15 protein-coding genes are annotated in these 20,130 nt (G+C 41.3%); 3 read left to right on the top strand and 12 right to left on the bottom strand.

From position 1 onward, the window contains the following. Window positions 1–501: YheT family hydrolase (locus MTBBW1_RS23955; protein ID WP_281255684.1), on the top strand; the 501-nt coding region annotated here is incomplete at its 5' end. Between the two features lie 95 nt (window positions 502–596). On the opposite strand, the gene MTBBW1_RS23950 is transcribed toward MTBBW1_RS23955, so the two are convergent. The 3 genes from MTBBW1_RS23950 to thrS all read right to left on the bottom strand — a co-directional run bounded on the left by MTBBW1_RS23950 (window position 597) and on the right by thrS (window position 3,430). Next, on the bottom strand, window positions 597–812 hold the full coding sequence (locus tag MTBBW1_RS23950; RefSeq protein ID WP_080808455.1) for a hypothetical protein: 216 nt from the start codon (window positions 810–812) through the stop codon (window positions 597–599). Between the two features lie 274 nt (window positions 813–1,086). Beyond that, a complete protein-coding gene (locus tag MTBBW1_RS23945; protein ID WP_186441682.1) occupies window positions 1,087–1,425 on the bottom strand; it encodes a VanZ family protein in 339 nt (112 codons plus the stop codon). Between the two features lie 88 nt (window positions 1,426–1,513). Further along, window positions 1,514–3,430, bottom strand: a complete 1,917-nt coding sequence (gene thrS, locus MTBBW1_RS23940) for a threonine--tRNA ligase (RefSeq protein ID WP_080808448.1) — start codon at window positions 3,428–3,430, stop codon at window positions 1,514–1,516. Window positions 3,431–3,618: 188 nt separating this feature from the next. On the opposite strand from thrS, the gene MTBBW1_RS23935 reads away from it, so the two are divergent. Both MTBBW1_RS23935 and dapF read left to right on the top strand, forming a co-directional pair. Next, window positions 3,619–4,752: a ribonuclease D gene (locus tag MTBBW1_RS23935; RefSeq protein ID WP_080808444.1), complete on the top strand. Its 1,134-nt coding sequence runs from the start codon at window positions 3,619–3,621 to the stop codon at window positions 4,750–4,752. Between the two features lie 115 nt (window positions 4,753–4,867). Further along, window positions 4,868–5,707, top strand: a complete 840-nt coding sequence (gene dapF, locus MTBBW1_RS23930) for a diaminopimelate epimerase (protein WP_186441681.1) — start codon at window positions 4,868–4,870, stop codon at window positions 5,705–5,707. A gap of 160 nt (window positions 5,708–5,867) precedes the next feature. On the opposite strand, the gene MTBBW1_RS23925 is transcribed toward dapF, so the two are convergent. From MTBBW1_RS23925 to MTBBW1_RS23885, 9 genes are all read right to left on the bottom strand, one after another. Then, entirely contained in the window at window positions 5,868–6,260 is a 393-nt protein-coding gene (locus tag MTBBW1_RS23925) for a universal stress protein (RefSeq protein ID WP_080808441.1), read from the bottom strand. A 60-nt stretch (window positions 6,261–6,320) separates the two neighbouring features. After that, window positions 6,321–7,184: an ABC transporter ATP-binding protein gene (locus tag MTBBW1_RS23920; RefSeq protein WP_080808438.1), complete on the bottom strand. Its 864-nt coding sequence runs from the start codon at window positions 7,182–7,184 to the stop codon at window positions 6,321–6,323. A 45-nt stretch (window positions 7,185–7,229) separates the two neighbouring features. After that, window positions 7,230–8,468: an ABC transporter substrate-binding protein gene (locus tag MTBBW1_RS23915; protein ID WP_080808435.1), complete on the bottom strand. Its 1,239-nt coding sequence runs from the start codon at window positions 8,466–8,468 to the stop codon at window positions 7,230–7,232. A 38-nt stretch (window positions 8,469–8,506) separates the two neighbouring features. After that, window positions 8,507–9,601 (bottom strand): branched-chain amino acid ABC transporter permease, encoded by a 1,095-nt coding sequence (locus MTBBW1_RS23910; RefSeq protein ID WP_080808432.1) that lies wholly within the window; start codon window positions 9,599–9,601, stop codon window positions 8,507–8,509. Window positions 9,602–9,733: 132 nt separating this feature from the next. Next, window positions 9,734–10,627 (bottom strand): branched-chain amino acid ABC transporter permease, encoded by an 894-nt coding sequence (locus MTBBW1_RS23905; RefSeq protein WP_080808615.1) that lies wholly within the window; start codon window positions 10,625–10,627, stop codon window positions 9,734–9,736. A 102-nt stretch (window positions 10,628–10,729) separates the two neighbouring features. Further along, entirely contained in the window at window positions 10,730–12,661 is a 1,932-nt protein-coding gene (locus MTBBW1_RS23900) for an AMP-binding protein (protein ID WP_080808428.1), read from the bottom strand. 46 nt (window positions 12,662–12,707) lie between these two features. Continuing rightward, the gene (locus tag MTBBW1_RS23895) at window positions 12,708–13,469 is read right to left on the bottom strand and encodes an ABC transporter ATP-binding protein (RefSeq protein WP_080808425.1); all 762 of its coding nucleotides are present in this window, start codon (window positions 13,467–13,469) and stop codon (window positions 12,708–12,710) included. An 874-nt stretch (window positions 13,470–14,343) separates the two neighbouring features. After that, the gene (locus tag MTBBW1_RS23890; protein WP_186441680.1) at window positions 14,344–17,670 is read right to left on the bottom strand and encodes a C13 family peptidase; all 3,327 of its coding nucleotides are present in this window, start codon (window positions 17,668–17,670) and stop codon (window positions 14,344–14,346) included. 113 nt (window positions 17,671–17,783) lie between these two features. Next, window positions 17,784–20,021, bottom strand: a complete 2,238-nt coding sequence (locus MTBBW1_RS23885; protein WP_186441679.1) for a lectin like domain-containing protein — start codon at window positions 20,019–20,021, stop codon at window positions 17,784–17,786. Window positions 20,022–20,130: the final 109 nt, after the last annotated feature.

Below are 20,130 nucleotides of genomic sequence, written 5' to 3'. Positions count from 1 at the left end.
AAAAAGTTGCATCAACTGTCAGAAAAGCTGTTGTTTTTTTCTGTGCCCTGCGATCTTAAGGGCAGTGCCAAAATGCTTGAACAGCCTGCCAATGCCATATATATGAAGAGATTTTTAAGGGAGCTGCATGAGAAAATCAGGGCAAAAATGTCCATTATGCCCCATCTCATCAATGATGAAGGGTATGAAAAGATAAAAAATTTCAAGCAGTTTGATGACAGATACACAGCACCTATACACGGATTTAGAGATGCAGAGGATTACTGGTATCAATGCAGCAGCAGAAGATTTTTAAAATACATACAGGTACCAACGCTGATAGTCAATGCACTGAATGATCCATTTCTGTCGCCCTCATGCTATCCTGTAAAGGAAGTGAAAAAAAACAGCAATGTTGTTCTTGAGATACCAAAAGATGGTGGGCATGTGGGATTTGTGGAGTTCAATGAAGCAAGTATTTACTGGTCTGAAAAAGTTGCAGTCAAATGGTTTTCTTATTAACCAACATGGCGGTTCACCGCCACAATCGAAGAGTTGAAAGTCTTTATAAAAACAGCCATTTGCGGGGACTTTCTTATAAAACGGCAATGGCTGATTCAATATATTTCTTCATCAGGATCATCACTGGATTCAACATTCATCGAACAATATGTAACTCTTTTGTAAAGTATATACCCTGAATATCCCAAAAGATAAACGATACAAACAATTTTTACTATGCCAGGAGGTGTCAATGCAAAAACCAGGGCAAGTGCAATACATAAAACCGGCATCATGTTATAAAACTTTGAAGGAATAAAAATGTTCATCATTTAGAGACTCCTTTATGTGACAATTTTTTTACAGGAACATATCTCACAATAATTTCATTCAGTCAAGAAGTATCTTAAAAATTAATTCCAATAATTTAATAATGATGAACCAGTAGAAAATAAGGTTCAATTTCCAATCTGTAACTCGCTGGAAGAATTATTAATAGCTGGTCTGCAGATTTCGACTTTTTACAGGGGCATCAAAAATTAGGGTAAATAAATCGAGGGGGGGGTGAACCTAACGTCGTCCACTGTAAGGGCAATCCTGTGTGCATCAATAATCAATATAAGGGATATCCCTCCAGAAAATCCAGGCTCCTGCTACACTTCCTGCAAAATCAGCCAGAAGATCCATTAGATCTGCGCTTCTGCCTGCAACAAATGATTGATGAAACTCATCAGTTGCACCATAAAAGGTGGAAAAGGCAATTGCACAGATGGTAATACTAAGCCTTGATTTATCTTTGAATTGACGTTTGAAGTCCCTTACAGCAAGGGCACCAAGGAGAGCGTAGCCTCCAAGGTGCATGAGTTTGTCGGAAAAAGGAAAGGATGGCAGTGCCTCAAGTGATGGAAAAGATGACTGCACAAAGATCAGAATGCAGTAGATCACCAGAGGCAACCTATGTGGAAGTGTAGATGTATTAAAAATCATCGTGTATCAGTTATTTCTCTAACTTTACTGACTCTTTGCAACTGCATCATTTTTCAAAGGATATCCCCTCAAGGGTGCGACTTCTGATGTTTTTTAGCACCTTGTCAAGAAATGCATCAATGGAAAGCCCCATTGTAACATTGCCATCAAGTGTTCTTACTGACAGGGTATCAGAATCCCTCTCTTTTTCACCAACAGTCAGGATAAGGGGAGTGTAGTTGATCTGGGCGTCCCTTATTTTCTTTTTAAGACTTTCTGTGCGGTTATCCACCTCACAACGTATGCCATGTTCAGAGAGACGGGCACTTACAGTTGCTGCATGGGGGGCAAGTTCATCATTGATGGGAAGAATCACAACCTGTACAGGAGCAAGCCACAAGGGAAATTTTCCTGCAAAATGTTCAACAAGAATACCAAAGAATCGTTCAATTGAACCATAAATCACCCTGTGAATCATTATTGGACGATGTTTTTCATTATCTGCACCTTTGTAGGTAAGATCAAATCTTTCCGGCAGCGCCATATCAAGCTGTACAGTTCCGCACTGCCAGGTTCTTCCTAAGGCATCCTTAATATGAATATCAATCTTGGGACCATAGAATGCACCATCACCCTCGTTGATCAGATACTCTTTGCCATATGTATCCAGTGCACTTTTAAGGCCATTTGTTGCCTCTTCCCACTGGGCATCTGTTCCAATGGATTTTTCAGGACGGGTTGAAAGCTCCAGATGGAACCCAAGGCCAAATCTGCTGTAAATGCGCTCCACAAGCCTCAAAACCCCAAGGATCTCCGATTCAATCTGATCCGGAGTCATAAAGATATGTGCATCATCCTGATGAAATGCACGAACCCTGAAAAGCCCTGAAAGCGCCCCTGAAAATTCATGGCGGTGAACAAGGCCTATCTCCCCTGCCCTGAGCGGCAGATCCCTGTATGAGTATGAGCCAGTTTTATAAAGCAGCATACCGCCCGGGCAATTCATGGGCTTTATGGCATACTCCTCGTCATCCACAACAGAGGTGTACATGTTCTCCCTGTAGTTTTCCCAGTGACCGCTCTGCTCCCATAATTTCCGGTTCAGCATAACCGGAGTCTTTGTCTCCACATATCCTGCGGCCTTGTGCTCATGACGCCAGTACTCTAAAAGCACATTCCACATCTCCATACCCTTTGCATGGAAAAAGGGCATTCCCGGGGCCTCCTGATGAAAGCTGAAAAGCCCAAGGCGGGTTCCAACCTTTCTGTGATCTCTCTTTTTTGCCTCTTCAATGAGATGAAGGTACTCTTTTAACTCTTTTTTATCAAAAAATGCTGTTCCATAGAGCCTCTGAAGCTGTTCACGGGATTGATCAGCACGCCAGTATGCTCCGGAGGTCTTCATGAGCTTTACACCCTTGATCATGCCGGTGTGCGGGATATGGGGGCCACGGCACAGATCAACAAATCCACCTTGCTGATAAAGGGATATCTCCTGATCCTCAAGGGCTTCAATAAGCTCTTTTTTATATTTATTATCATTAAACATCTCAAGAGCTTCGGCTTTTGAGACAACTTTACGTTCAAATGGCTTTTTTGCCTTGATAATCTTATTCATCTCAGCTTCAATTGCAGGAAACTGATCTTCTGAAACCGGTTTCATATCAATATCATAATAGAAACCATCCTCAACAACAGGGCCTATTGTTAAAAGTGCTCCATCATAAAGGTTCTGCACAGCCTCTGCCATGACATGGGCGGCACTGTGCCTGAGAATTTCCACAGCATCTCCATCTTTTGTTGTTATGAGACGAAGAGATGAGTCAGATTCTATTTTTGTGTTTAAATCCAGAAGTTTGCCATCAATTTCCATGGCAACACAGTTTCTGGCAAATCCTTCGGATATGGAGAGAGCAACATCCATTCCTGTGGGATATTCATCAAAAGACTTTATACTGCTATCAGGAAGTGTTATATTAATCATTTACTTTTCCATTATTCAGTTTTGATTATTTATGTGCCCCCAAGGGCATTATCGTGATACTAATTTAAAATGTAGGGGAGAGATTTCATATCTGCCCAAAACAAGGTATAAATAGATCCTTAACCCCTACAGTTTCATATAAAAAAACTAAAACATTAAGGCAACAGCCTGAAACGGTCAAGGAAAAAATGATTGAGCACACTCTGATCAACTCGGACGAGGACTTGAAACAACAGTGCGAATATATTGAAACCCACTCAAGGATTGCCATGGACATTGAGGCAGACTCCATGCACCACTTCAAAGAACAGGTCTGTCTGATTCAGATGGCAGATCCAGAAAAAAACTACCTGATTGACCCACTAACAATACAGGACTTTTCTGCTCTGAAACCGCTGTGTGAAAATCCGGCCATAACCAAGGTGTTTCACGGGGCAGACTTTGATATAAGAAGCCTTGACCGTGATTTTAATATCCGAATTAACAATCTTTTTGATACCGAGATTGCCTGCCGATTTCTTGGTATCCAGCGTCGAAGCCTTGCTGCACTTCTAAAAAAGCACTTCAATCTCTGCCTTGACAAAAGATTCCAGAGAACTGACTGGTCAAGAAGACCCCTTTCCGACGAAATGATAGCATACAGCATAAATGATGTTGCACATCTTCTTGAGCTTGCCGATATTCTGAAGAAAAAACTTGCTGACAGCGGACGCCTCTCCTGGGCTGTTGAAGAATTTGAGCTGCAAAGTGAAGTCAGGTATGACAAGACAGAGGATATGCCCCTGTTCCTGAAATTCAAGGGCGCAGGAAAGATGGGGCGGGAAAACCTTGCAGTACTTGAGTCACTGCTTCAGATGAGAGCTGCAATTGCTGAAAAGAAAAATCTGCCCCTTTTCAAGATCATGGGTACGGAAACCATATCTCAACTTACCCTTAAACACCCTAAAACCATGCAACAACTGAAGGACTCAAGAATTCTCAGCCCTAAACAGATCAACATGTATGGAGAACTTTGTGTGGAAGCTATTGTAAAAGGCATGGCAGTTCCCCAAAATCAGCTACCATCATATCCCAGAAAAAAATCCCCGGAAATCAAACCTGAAATTCCGGAACGAATCAAGGCACTGAAGCATCTGAGAAACGAAGCGAGCCAGAGAACCGGAATTGAGCCTGGTTTTTTGATGAATAACGCAACAATTACAGCTATTGCCACAGTAAGTCCATCAACAGAAGAAGAGCTTAAAAATATCAACGGTACAAGAAACTGGCAGGTTAATCTGCTGGGAAAAAATATCATATCTGTTCTGAATATCTGTTCATAACAAACCTCACCCCCCAGACCCCTCTCCATGACTGGAGAAGGGGAGAATAGTTCAAAAAAGGTACACACTAAAAAAATTTTACTTTGCACAGTTTCATCCAAAACAGGATAATAAAATGATTATAAATTTTGAAAAAATGGAAGGCTTGGGAAATGACTTTGTCATTATTGATGACAGAAAAGGAGCTATCTCAAAAGATCACGACCAGGAAAAAAACAGCTTCTATGCTGAACTTGCAGTAAAATTGTGCTCCAGAAATTTCGGAATCGGTGCTGACGGAATAATTCTTCTTCTGGAGTCAGAAAAAGAAGATGCAGGGTTCAGAATTTTTAATTCTGATGGCTCAGAAGCCCAGATGTGCGGCAATGGGATGCGATGTTTTGCAAAATACCTGTTTGAAAAAAAGATCATTGACAAAAAGCGTTTCACTGTGGAGACCCTTGCAGGTGTTGTTATTCCTGAAGTTATAACAAACGAAAGCGGAATTGTGGAGTCCATACGCGTAGATATGGGTATCCCTGCTTTTGAACCTGATCAAAGCTCATTTGAACTTTCTGTAAACGGACAGAGTTTCCACCTTACAGCAGTCTCAATGGGTAATCCGCACGCAGTTATATTTGTAAACAATCTTATGGACACCGATGTTGAGCTGCATGGCAGAGCCATTGAAAACCATCCAAAATTTCCTGAAAAAACAAATGTGGAATTCATTGAGATGGTTAATCCATCCCAGATGAAAATGAGGGTATGGGAGCGCGGAGCAGGTGAGACACTGGCATGCGGCACAGGAGCATGTGCTGCCCTTGTTGCCGCATGTATTAATGAAAAATCGGAAAGAAAAGCTCAAATTGAACTTAAAGGGGGAACCCTTGATATTGAATGGCGGGCGTCTAACAATCACATCTACAAGACAGGACCCGCCAGATCAGTTTTTACAGGTAATATCGAAGTGTAACCATCATATTCCCTGCAATCAAAACAGTTAATATTAATATCAATTAGTTTATATGAAAGTCTCCGTAACAGCCTGTTTTAAAAACGACTTTCATCCCTTCGATTGTGGCGGTAATCCGCCATGTACGTTATAAAAAACAAACAAGTCAAAGGGCACAAATCTACTTTATACTTGTAACAGGACAATTTGCTTTTAAAATTACAAAACGTGCATTTGAGCCAAGAAGCATCTTCTGGGTTCTTGACTTTTTCTTGATCCCGACAAAAATATGCTCAATATCATTTTCCTTTGCATACCGGACAAGATCTTCTCCTGGAGAGAGTCCACGGACACTCTGACGTGCAAGAAATTTAACGCCTGAAGGCTCCATTAGTTTTGAAGCAAACTCCAGATCCTTTTCAGCCTGCTGAATATCAGCCGGAGTTTCATTTGCTCCGCCCTCCATTGAGGTGATGATGTGGACAAAAGCATTTGTAAGCAGAGCATAATCCCTTGCAAGCTTTAATGCACGCTCCCCCACATCACCACCATTATATCCCACCAGAATATTCATAGTATCACACCTCCCACTCCTGAATGGTAAAGATTAGATCCTGCATTTTCTACGCTTCTATCACATCCAGCGCTTTCTGCGCTTGTAAGACTTGATATCTTTAAAGGATTTCCTGCCTCCACCCTTGGTAACACCAAGGTAAAACTCCTTGACATCCGGGTTGTTTTTCAAATCTTCTGCTGCACCTTCAAGAACTATCCTGCCGGACTCCATAATATAGGCATAATCTGCGATCTCAAGGGCAATTTTTGCGTTCTGCTCAACCACAAGAATAGTTGTTCCAACAACCCTGTTGATCTGAACAATATTATCAAATATCTCCTTAACCAGAAGTGGTGCAAGACCAAGGGATGGTTCATCCAGCATCAGCATTTCAGGGGCTGCCATAAGTGCCCTTGCAATTGCTATCATCTGCTGTTCTCCTCCGGAACTGTAGCCAGCCATACGGTTGGTTATATTGGCAAGTCTTGGAAAATGACGATACATAAGCTGATAATCGTCATTTATTTTTTCAGAACCGTCCCTGCGGGTTATGGAGCCAACCTTTATATTCTCGCTTACAGTGAGGTGTTTGAACACCCTTCTGCCCTCCGGAACCATAACAGCTCCATGACGCACAATCTCTGTCCCCAGTTTGTTGGTGATATCTTTTCCAAGAAACTTGATATAGCCCTCTTTTATGGCTCCGTTCTCGGGTTTCAGAAGGCCGCTAATAGCCCGAAGGGCTGTGGTCTTGCCAGCACCATTGGTACCAAGCAGCGCCACAATGGTTCCCTTTGCCACATGAAGGCTCACTCCCCTCAGCACCTGAACAATATCGTTATAGACAACTTCAATGTTGTTAACTTCAAGAATATTCTCCTGAAGTTTGGCTCTTTCATTAAAAGGGGAACTCTCATTTAGTTGAGCATCTGAGATATCCATGGAGTTTTTCCCATTATTATTCTGTCTGGATGATAATTTCATACGCTACTTTATTTTCTTCATGTATTGGGATGTAATCGGCTCTCCAACCTTTCTGAAAACTCCCTCCTTTACAGCATAAATCTGGAGAGAGTCAACACCTGCACGGTCAGTTGAAGAATAGGTAACAGGCCCTACAGTTGTCGGTGGCTGGTATGCATTATCACCATTCATGGCATTCAGCTCATCATGAAGGGTCTTTTTGCTAATATCAAGCCCCTTCTCCTTTGCACGTCGTACAACTTCTGTTGCAACCTGCGCAACCATGATACCGTTTGCATAATTGTGGGAATTGGCAGCCTTGTCATCCCGTCCATATTTTTTTGCAAGTGACAACTGAAAATCAGTTCCAGGGCCAGGTTCTGATGTAATGGTGTAGGATGTTATCCAGAAGAAATTCTCTGAAGCATCTCCTGCAAGATCAATCAGGTCGTTACCGCCTGTATAATGGGCACCAAGAAATGTAATTTTGCCGGATTCTCCAAACGCATTGGCAGAGATTCCAAGGCGGGCAGCATCTTTAATCATTGTTGCCACAGGAGACTGGATGGTCTGACAAATGACATATTGAACATTTTTACTCATGAGACGCTGGAGCATGGCTGTATTGTCAAGATCCTTGCCATGTTCAACAACCTCTACAATCTCCATGTTAAGACCTGCGGCAATTGATTTTTCAACGTCACCTACAGGGCCGCGGCCAAATGCTGAGGGGTGTATAAACATTGCAACTTTTGGTTTATCTCCCTTATGGTTGTTGACAACATACTCGGAAAGAGAGACAACCTGCTCGGAATAGGAGGCAATGGGCAGAAAAATATAATGAGAATCTTCAACATTTCCTGCATGAAAGGAGGCCGGCAAAACAGGAATCTGAACCTCTTCAAAATCCCGCTTCAAGCCAAGGGTACTTCCGGTTGAGTAGTTGAGATAAAAAACAATACCCTGATCCAGAAAATCCTCAAAATTTCTTTTTGTCACTGCTGTCTGGTACTGGTCATCACGGATCATACACTCTATTTTATCATCACCAAGAAGTTTTGTATCATTGACATAGTTAAAATAGTCCTCAACTCCTTTGGAATAGGGATTTCCGGCATCAGATGTGGGGCCTGTAATGGCAAGGGATAGGCCCATTTTATAAACTTTTCCGCCTGCAAACGCCTGCGGTGTAATGCAAACAACAACTGCAAATGCCAGAAACAGATTTAACGCAAACAAATTTTTTCTAATAGTCTTTCCCATAAAATCCCCCCTGTTTATTATTATTTAAACAAAAAAATCTAATACCTGAACGGCCAAGTCTTTGTGTATGACTTGACTATCCGCCACCAGTTGGCAATCCCCCTGGGTTCAAACATCAAAAACAGTACTATGACAAGGCCAAAGGTCAAAGGTCTTAATGCTGTGGCAAGATTCATGTTGGATGGCATGTAATGCCCTGCAAGCTCTGCCACATTCTCAACTTGAAGATCCAAAAACTGTATGGCGGCAGGTCCCCAGAAAGAGCCGTTCAAGGTTCCAAGACCTCCCACAATGGCCATGGCCAGATAGCTTATGGAGTGATGGAGTGTAAAAGATTCAATGCCTGCCCCCCGATATAGATAGGCATGAAGTGCCCCTGCCACACCTGCAAGAAAACCTGAAAGGGCAAAGGCATAAACCTTTGTAAGACCCGGGTGCATCCCCATTGCATCAGCAGCACGGTCATTGTCCCTTACAGCCACAAGTGCTCTGCCATATCGGGTTTTAAAAAGATTTCGCACTCCAAACCCGCACATTACAATTACAATCAAGATTACATAATACCAAAACACATAGTGATCGCTTCTGCCAACTTCTCCGGTAAGCCACATAACCCTTCCAACAAATATGGTCTGTCCCTGGTTGAAAAACGCCATAAAATTTATGGTCCACTCAAAAATCATCTGAAATGACAAAGTTGCAATGGCAAGGTAAAGATGTTTTAAACGAAGTGCAGGAAGCCCGACAATTGCCCCCATTACTGCACCGGCAAGCCCGCCTGCAATAATCATAACAGGCCAAAGATGGGTGATTATGATATGGCTATCTCCTATCATCCTTGAACAGGATGCCACTGTATATGCCCCCACTCCCACAAAAGCGGCATGACCAATTGATATAAGTCCTGCAAATCCTGTAACAAGGTTAAGTCCAAGCACTGCCACAACAGCAATCAGAATATTGTCAACCACAAGCATATATGTTCTGCTCAGCTCAAAAAGCAGAGGCCATATAAATAGGGTTAACAGAAAGATGGAAAATATCAACTGATCAAGACGTGTTGTAAAAGTTCTCTGCTCTTCCTGGTATGTTGTAAAAAAATTACCGGTTGCCAGCCATCTGTTTGATGCCATATTTCACACTCTCTCTATTTCGTATATGCAGACAGGTAATGACGTTTTACTGAAAGGAGTTGAAACGCTCTATATTCCTAATCAGTCCATTCGGTGTATGTAAAAAAAGTCATAGAGTTTGATGAAAAAATTTCACACCCTCTCTATTTCATGTATTCCAAAGAGTCCATGGGGTTTAATGAGAAGAATAATGAGAAGAATAATATAAGGAAGAACTTCTCCTGTACCGTTTAGTCCCCAGTTGCCGTCAATATAGCCACCGGCAAACTGCTGAATAAGCCCCATGATAATTCCTGCCACCACAGCCCCCAGAATTGAGTCAAGGCCACCCAAGATTACCACCGGAAAAACCACTATGCCAAAGGAGTGAAGGGTGTCAAAATTTAACCCTGTAATATTTCCTATGATGCAACCTGCTGCGGCGGCAGAAAGACCTGCCGTTGCCCAGGCAAGCCCGAAAACCCCGGGCACAGATATCCCAACAGACATGGATGCAAACTGGTCATCCGAAACCGCACGCATGGATATCCCTACAGTGGATTTCTTGAAAAACCATGAGAAGCCACCTATCAGAATAAAAGTTATGATAACGCCCACAAGCTGGGTCCATGAAATTGAAACCCCTCCAACCATAATGGGTTCCTGTGGAAAAAAGGATGGAAAAGAGAAATTTTCAGTCCCAAAAGGGGTAAGATATATCAACCCATCCAGAATGGATGCAAGACCAATAGTGACCATTATAACAGAAATAATTGGTTCACCAATGAGGCGACGCAAAAAGATCCTTTCCACACTCCATGCAAGGCAGAAGGTTATCAGCATGCTCAAAACAAATGATATATATACAGGAATTGATGCCCAGACAGTAAGGGCATATGTTATAAATGCACCGGCTGCAATTATTTGTCCATGTGCAAAATTGGCAACCCTGCTTGATTTATAGACCAGAACAAGGCCCAGTGCAGCAAGGGCATATATTGATCCGACAACCACTCCGCTTATTACAATCTGAAAAAAATAACTCATGGCAATATACCTGTCTCCCGAGCATTTGGTTAAAAAAAATCTGATTATTTTCATAACCGGAAGTAACCTTTGAATTAGACAATGAATATGGTTTGGAAGGTTTTATCCAAGCTTGGCATCTGAAGAGTAAAAACGAATAGTTGTCTTTACAGTTGCAGACTGACCATCCTGATACTGAAAACTTGCCTCCACCTCTTTGCTTTCAACATCAAGGTCGTAAAGCCCTTCATAAAGGTGCTTATAACGCTCCATAACAACCTTGCGTCTTATCTTTCCGGTTTTGGTAAGCTCTCCGTCATCAACATCCAGAAGTTTATAAAGAAGAGCAAATCTCTCAATCCGGAAGTGCTCCTTTTCCACACGTTCATTGACGCCTTTTACCTGCTCCATTACAAGTTCTGCAACTTCCTTTTTACCTGCAAGATCCATATATGTGGTATAGGAGATGCCTCTGTCTTCAGCCCATTTTCCAACAACCTCGGGGTCAATATTTATAAGGGCTGCAACAAACTCCCTTTTATCACCAAATATGACAGCCTCCTTGATATATGGGCTGAACTTGAGTTTATTCTCAAGAAACATGGGTGAGAACATCTCATTTTTATGGTTATGCATTACATCTGAAACGCGATCAATTACAACAAGATGGCCAAACTCATCAATATATCCAGCATCTCCGGAGTGAAGCCAGCCCCCCTCAAGAAGCTCACGGGTCTTTTCCGGCTGTTCAAAATATCCGGGTGATACTGATAAGGATTTTGAAAGGATCTCTCCTTCATCACTTATTTTGCACTCGGTACCGGGAAGGGGCATTCCAACAGAGTCTGGCCGGACATCACCATCCCTGTGCATGTAGGCAATACCTGTTATTTCAGTCTGGCCGTAAATCTGTTTTAGATTCACTCCAATGGCCTGATAAAAGGTAAAAAGCTCGGGTCCCAGTGCAGCGCCACCTGTATAAGCTCGCCTCAGTCGCAAAAGCCCCATCTGGTTAACAAGGGGTCTGAAAATCATCTGCTTGCCAAGCCACGCCTTGAACCTTAAAAGCGGCGGCATGGTTTCTCCCCTCATGCGATATTGTGCTGCCTCCTGTCCAACCTCAATAAAATAGTTATAAATGATTTTGTTGAGCCAGTAGGACTGATCAATTTTAAGCCATATTGACGAACGCAGATTCTCATAAATCCTTGGGGCACCAAACATAAAATGTGGGCCTATCTCCTTTAAATCAGACATGGCTGTCTCTACAGATTCCGGAAAATTAATGGTAATTCCGGTTGCCATGGCAATACCAAAGGAGTTCATCTGTTCACCTATCCAGGCAAACGGCAAAAAAGATACATACTCATCCCCTGGATTAAGGGGATCCACCTTTGTGATCTGAACTCCCATGTTGATGTAGTTACGATGGGTCATCATGGTTCCCTTTGGCATACCAGTGGTTCCGGATGTAAGACAAAGATGACATACATCGTCGGGAGAGCCTTGATCAACAAGGGTATCAAAAAGGCCTGGTTCCTTCTTATGCAATGAATCGCCAAGCTGATATAGCTCTTCAATTGAGATAAACCACTTGTCTTTCCTGTAGTCCCTCATGCCCCTTGGATCTTCAAATATAACCTTTTTTACCCCTGGCACATCTTCCCTGATATCCAGGAGTTTATCCACCTGCTCCTGATTGTCACAGAATACAGCACTTATTTTAAGTGAGTTGATGATACCGGCAATTTCATCCGGCATGCTTGTCTGGTAGATACCTGCTGTCACAGCGCCAATGCTGTGGGCACCAATGGCAACAAAGAGAAGCTCGGGAATATTGTCACTTATAAGGGCAATATTTTCTCCCTTGAAGATGCCGATCTCTCTCAGTCCAAGAGCAGTTTTTCGCACATGATCGTAATACGATTTCCATGTATAGTTGTTCCAGATGCCAAAATCTTTTTCTCGCAACGCAATCTTGTCGCCTGTATATGTTATCCTGAGCCTGAGCAGTTGCGGAATGGAGTATTCCAGTAACTTATCACTGTTTTCCATTAATTGTCCTTCCTATTTTGCAGGTTGCAGATCCTTTGTTTCAAAGCTATTCTTCTCCAATATAGGCTTCAATAACCTTTTGATTGGCTGCAACTTCAGCCGGTGTTCCTGAACCTATCAACTGCCCGAAATCTAGTACATGGATTCTGTCTGATATATCCATGACAACGCCAAGATCATGCTCCACAAGAACCACAGTTACCCCTCTTTCTTTCTGGATATCCATGATAAAGCGGACAATATCCTCTTTCTCCTCAACATTCATGCCGGCCATTGGCTCATCAAGCAGAAGCAGATCCGGGTCAAGTGTTAACGCCCTTGCAACCTCAACCTTTTTCTGGACACCATAACTTAAATTACCCACAAGACTTTTGCGATATGGCTCAAGCTCCATAAAGTCTATTACATCTTCAACATATGCCCTGTTTTCTGACTCAACACGGGAAGCCTTTCCCCAGAAAACAAGTGCCTGAAAAAAATTGTAATCAAGTTTTGAATGGCGGGCAAGAAGAAGGTTATCCAGAACAGACAACCCGCGAAACAGCTCAAGGTTCTGGAAAGCTCGGGCAATACCCATGCTTGATATCTCATGGGGAGATGCATGGGTAAGATTTTTGCCCCCATATGATATATCGCCTTTTGTAGGGTGATAAAATCCGGAAATACAATTGAGAATGCTCGTCTTTCCAGCACCATTTGGCCCGATAATGGAAGTTATAAGCCCCTTTTCAATGTGCATATTGACATTTGTAAGGGCATTGAGACCACCAAAGGAGAGGGTCACATCAGAGACATTTAGATAGGTCATAAGGATTCCGTAAAGAGGCTGTGTGGTAATACTTTACACTTTTCTGAAAAGTTTCAACCAGAATAAGAGCCTGTTTAGAAATGATAAGGCCCTAAAAGAATTTAAGGATTAACATGATGAAAAAAATCAGGCTCCATCCTTTAACCATGGAAATCATTGTCCAAAAAATGTGTAAAGCGAAAAATAAAGGATGCCGTTTTTATCTGTTTATCTGCCAGGGTAAGGCTATAAGCGGATATTTAAGGGTTCACCAATTACGATATTTGCTATGGAAATTTTAAAAAGGGAAATGAATCAAGGCAAAAAATGAATATACATTACCAAATGCTAATTTAATATTTTATGAATGGAATTTATATTGACAGCCTCATTTTTTTAAGTCAAGAAAAATTTTAATTCTTAAAGCAATATATTGAATAACGTACATGGCTGATGACAGCCACAATCGAAGAGATGAAAGTCGTTTCAAAAACATCTATTTATTGAGACTTTCATATAAAATGGGCATCTTTCATATTTCTTAATCAGTGGCATAAAATTTAATAGGTGTTGACATTATTAGAAAAAATTTATTTTACCTTTCACCTCGCAGGTGAAGTAATAAATATAATTTTGGCATCCTTCATATGAACCCAACAGTACTTTACACTTTTTTGTGAGAGATTCCCACCACTCAGAGCTTTCTCTCAGGAAAGTGTAAAATGGGAAATGAAGCATGCCCCCAAAAGTACTTTACACTTTTTTGTGAGAGATTCTCGCCACTCAGAATTTTCACACCGGAAAGCGTAACCTGGAAAATGAAGCATGCCGATTTTTATCAATAATTTCAAGCAAATCAAAAAGCGTGCCACTGATTAATGGTATTATTAAAGGTTTAATCGTTTATTGAAAACAATTGCTCTGAAAAAACCCAGTAAGGTGCCATATCAAAAAGATCCTTGCCCTGGGGCACCATAAGGGCACATACAAGATACTGCCCAGAAGGCATGATTCCTTGGGACAGATCCATATCCAGAAGTGTCAATTTATTATCCTGAATCCTTTCAGCCTTCCATTTGACAATACTTGCAGGGTCATAGGTTACATTGGAAATTTTGCTGGAATCAATGCCATCAAAGGCTCCGTTAAATGTCCAGATTCGCCCATCTGGCAAAAAGATAGCCAGATACAGATCATATCCCCAGTTAAGACGCTCCATAAAATTGATGGTGAGATGATCTGATTTTGAAAAAGTTTTCGATGTTGAATCTTCTCCAGAAATATCATTGCCATTTTTGCCAAGAAAAAGTTCAATATCTGGTGCTTCGGGAGGTTCAGGTGCATCATCATCATAGACACTCAAGGTTATAGCATCGGAAAAGGCAATGGTGCCGTTTTGGGAACGGGCATAAAAATTTATTTCGTAGCACCCCTTATAGACTGCTCCATTCCATAATGTTTCCCATATTTCACTGTCAGGGCTTTCAAGATTTCGATCCTCTTCTGTTCTGGCAAGTCTTATCTGGGGATATGAAAGGTGGATAATATCATTTTCGTCCCTGGTTGCAGTCATTTTCATACCTGGGGGCTTTAAAATTGCGTAAACGGCTTCTATATTGCTTTGTGCAATACCAACCTTGGCTTTCAGATTTACAGGTTCTGCTGCGGAAAGAGAACCTATGGAATTGCCGTTCATGGAGACAATCGACATTGTCATGTCTGATATACTTTCAAGTGTATCACCTTTTAAACTTCTGCTTTCCGATAAAATTGAATGTTGTTTCCGTGATGAATTGGCATATGGAGAAGGGCGTTTTATATAGATGTTTTTCAACATGACTCCATCATCGCTTTCCTGATCCATTAAAAGATCATAATAGTCTCCATCCCCTTCGTCTTCATACTGGGGATTCTGGGAAAAATATGTTTGTGTGTCATATATTGATGAGCAGGACTCCTCTGCGTAAAAATTTTCAAGATCAACACATGCCCTTTCATAGCACTCTTTTAGGTTAACACCCTTTCTAATCCACGTTGAAAAATAGGAAATAAATGAATGAACTGTGTTTTTGTTATCACTGTGAGTTATATAAAAGGCAATGTTCTCTTCTCCTGTACTTGTGATAATTGCCCGATTCTCTCCTGCCAAATCGTCTATAAACGAACCGGAATGGCAGGAGTCCATAATCACAACAACCTTGTTGCCCGTGCTTTGCTGATAATCATCCAGATATTGATCAAGGGTCTCAGCATCAATAGAATTTTCAGGTTTTTTAACATTCAGGTAATATTTATCATAACTTCCATGACCCATCAAAAAAACAAGAAGAGGCTGATCAAGTTCTTTTGCATTTTCAGCCCACTGAAACGCATCTCCTATATAACTTTCATCAAGGAAAACACCATGTTCATTACGAATGGTTCCCTGATCTTCAATGCCGTCTCCATCAATATCAAGATCAACAGGAGAAAGAAGATATAGCTGCTCCTTTGTAAATCCCTTTTCTTCATACAATATTCTGTAAATTTCACTTGCAGCCAGCTCTAATTCCGGCCATATGCCGTTAATATGAGTATCAGAAGGACCTCCTGCCACAATAATTGCAGCCCTTGAAGCATCTGCCGGAAGCACTGTAACCCCCTCGGATGCCATCACAACATTTGCATATTTCTTAGCCCCGTTCCGATCCATAACTTCAATGGTGTATATGCCATCTTTCAAAGGCGGAGAAAATGTAAAATCGGATTCTCCTGCAAAGTGTTCAATGGTTCCCCCTTGAAGTATGGAGACTGTATAGGGAGGAGTACCGCCGGTAATATTAAAGGGCAGGGGATTTTGATCCGATACTGTAAGCGTTTCAGGGGTCACGCGGATGTCAACAACAATTATTTCGGACGTGGCTGTTGCCAGAGAGTCCAGATCCTGAACAGTCACCTTGTAGATGTCCTCATCTGACGGTGGGGTAAAAGAGACTTCATCCCCTGAAGTTGCCGAAAGAGTTCCACCATTAACTGACCACAGATAATTTCCACTGCCACCACCAGCTTTAAGTGTTACTATATTTGATGACTCTTCCCCTGTTGTTCCGGAAACTCCGGTATCACCTGCATTGTCATCAGATGGTTTAACAATAACATCTCTTGGCTCAATAAAAAGCTTTCCTGAAATAAAGTGGTAAGAGATGGCGTTGTCGCTGTAATTGGAGACATAAAGCACCTTTCCATCTCTTGAAATAACCGCATCTTCAGGGTCTGAACCTGTATAAAAACAGTTTCCGGACTGAAAACAGGAATTATCATCAAATTCATTAGTATCGGTATCAAGACGGAACACCTTGCCTGTACGATTACTGTTTAAAACATAGATATAGTGATCTCCGTCAAAAATCATCCTGCCAGGTGAACCATTAAACTCAATATCTTTTATCTTTTCAAAAGTCTCAAGATCGATCACGCTTATCTTCATCTCTTCTATGGAGGAGAGATATATATAATTGTCTGTTACAACAATATCATCCGGAACAAATCCCCATGTTGGTGTGGGGATATTTAGATTCATCAGTGTGTTCTCATCATAAATATTAATTGAGGAGCTGATCCTGCTTGTTGCAAAGAGTTTTCCGTTACGTGTCACAAGCTTCTCCACGATATTAAGATCAGGATCATATATGGGGGGAGATATGAGTGAACGTGAGGCAATGTCAATCATGGAGATGGTGTCTGCTGATTTAAGGGGGGATGAAACATAGATTTTTGATCTATCAGAAGAGAGTGTCATGTATGTGGCAGTCTGATTCACCGGAATGGTTTTTTTAAGGGAAAAGTCAATCTGTGAAAGCACCTTAACCTCGCCGCACTCACTGCAAGTCACATAAAGATCATCATTTACTGCCAAAAGGTCAAATGGTTTAAAATTGTCGATGGTTCTTTCAAATACAACCTGATCATGCTTGATTCTTGATATTTTTCCAGATACCCTATTAATTACGGCCTGTGACAGACCATCATCAAGACTTACAATGGTTGAAGGCCCTGAAAAAGGATATAAGGATACATCAACATCAAACTTGTTTTCAACTGCATGGGAATAGGTAGTTACTGCACAAATGACAAAAAATATAAAAAACAAGATGGTTTTTTTTACCGTGGAAATAGATACATTATTTCCATGATCGGGGGTAGCCGGACTCCGGCCATGACGGTTTATATTGTAAAAGAACACAGATATATTCTCCATATTGGGTATTTATTGCATTTATCTGAATCAGGATAACCCTGATTTACAGGATGTTCCAGATTTTTATCCTGAACATCATCATCATCCTGACTCAATCCTTATTCAGTGACCTTAAAAGTTACTCCATCAATTCTTGATTTTTCCGAAGCAAGGGCAGCATTTATATCACCATTTCCTTCCGGAGCAATAAGCCAGAACAGAGACCACTCACCATTCATAAATCTGGATTTTTTAAAAATAGCGGTATCTCTGACACTTTTTGAAACTGACTTTTTCCAGACAGCCCCGAAATCCGAGGTAAAGTTACTATATGAGTCAAGAAACCAGAAACTATTGTCAGGTGATTGAAGGGCAATAAAAATATCCACAGAACCTACTGATGCATCTGCTGCATCTTCTGCTAAGGAAAGCACTGAATCAGAAAAAATATAATCAAAATTGAGATAATCTGTTCCATCAATATCCAGGTTGGAAACAGTTACAGGAAAGTTCGGCTCGTCAGGGTAAACAGGGTCTTCCTGAAGTTGTTGAAAGAGTTCGGAATTTTCCGGAAAAGATTTATTTATACTGCAAAGCAAATTGTTGGGACATGGCACTTCAACAAAATTGACATCGGAAAAGGAAGAACCTTTGTCGTTTTCTGCGTAAACCGCAAAAAAGAATGCAGCACCAGGACTATACGCCTTGACAATGGAAGTTCTGTTATCCATGTAAACAGTTCTGATGCTATTGATCACGGGAAAATCCCCATAATAAAGCTCATATTGTGTATTTGCACACGAAGGTGATGTACTCCATGAGAGAGTCACCATATTTTCATCCAGGCTCACATTTGTATCAATAATTGATGGTGGCTGGTCACATGTATTGATATTTTCTTCGTCAACCAACCCTTTAATGGTGACGGTATAATCAAAGTCATAGCTGTCATACCACTCTTTCCCATTAACAGAAACAAAACTTTCACCAGGATTTACAACAGAGCTGGTTGTAAACCCCGAAACAAATGATTCAGTAGGGACCAAATAACTTTTTCCAGGAGAGCTGAATTTTACTGCAACAGCATAGCCATCCCCTGATTTCAGGGAAACAGGAGTTTGTAGTGGGATTGTGTACCAACCCTGATATGTTATACTTCCTGTCTGGCGTGTCAACACATTGTAAAAAGAACCTTCAGTTTCATCATGGTCATCATAAATAACAATTTCATATTCGATACCAGAACGTGTTGCAGCAAAACTCACCGCATTAAGGGTGCCATCTGCTTCAGGAACAAACCAGTTTGCGCCCCATGCAGAATCCTGGTTTACAGCCTGACCGCTCCATCCAACTTCATCATGCTGATAGATTTTGCTAAAGGATAAATGAGAATCTTCCTTGTCATCAAAAGAGGCAAGTGTGCTGAAAGCAATGCTCTCATCATAGTAGGAGACATAGAAATATCCATCATCTCCCCAACCTGTTCCCCAACTGTTTCTTACAATAAAAGCTCCAGGTACTCCAGCACTTTCAACCATCTTGAAATCATCCCACCCCACAATGATAACCGCATGATTTGAGTCGTCAAAGGAGTTATTAAAATCATTATAAAAATATGTGGCATCATCTGGGTTATAATTTTTATTGTCATAATAGATAGATGTATATAATGCACCCCGTTTCAGGATCTGCTCTTTAACATATTTGTAGTCATCTACATCTGAACGTACAGGCAGCATGATAATATTGTCAACATAACGTACAGGATCGCACATCGGACATGCCGAGCCTGCTGAATCCTCCTGGTATGGGTCAGATTCTTCTGCAACTGCTCCTCTGTAAGCTGCAAGATAGGCAGAAGTAAAAAGAATATTACCACCTTCACATGCTCCAATATCAAAGCCGTGGGTATTAGCAAGATGGCTCTCTGAAAAATCATATCCAGAGCTGTTGTCCAAAAGCTGTGACTCAAGTACCCCAAATGATGCAAATGCCCAGCATGATCCGCATGTACCCTGATCTTTTACAGGTGGCAGCAAAGAGTCAGAAGGGTTACCGTCATTGTCAGGATCTCTCATGTCATACCTGGAATCAGAAATGGATGCTCCAAGCAGGCCATTGTCAACATACTTTTCAGGGGCAAATGGCAAAGGGATAAATCCAAAATATCGTCCTTCATCATCAAAAAGAGGTTCTGCCCTTGGGTCATCAATATAGTCCTGAAAATCCGGCTCCACTGGTGCTTTGGCAAAAATGGAGGTATCTGCATCATCCGAAGCATTCACAGATATGCCTGTAAATGCAACTATTATTAATGCTGAAAAAACAAAAAATATAAGGCATGTTGTCCTTTTCATAATAAAACTCCTTTTTTCAAGATGAGACATTTAAAAGTTAAAAATAATACAAAGATTTATTTTCATACTTATCTTGATTTTAACTGAAGTGTTAATACATTACCGAACT

Origin of the sequence: Desulfamplus magnetovallimortis (assembly GCF_900170035.1) — a bacterium.
GTDB lineage: Bacteria > Desulfobacterota > Desulfobacteria > Desulfobacterales > Desulfobacteraceae > Desulfamplus > Desulfamplus magnetovallimortis.
This window is presented reverse-complemented; position numbering and strand designations above follow the sequence as displayed.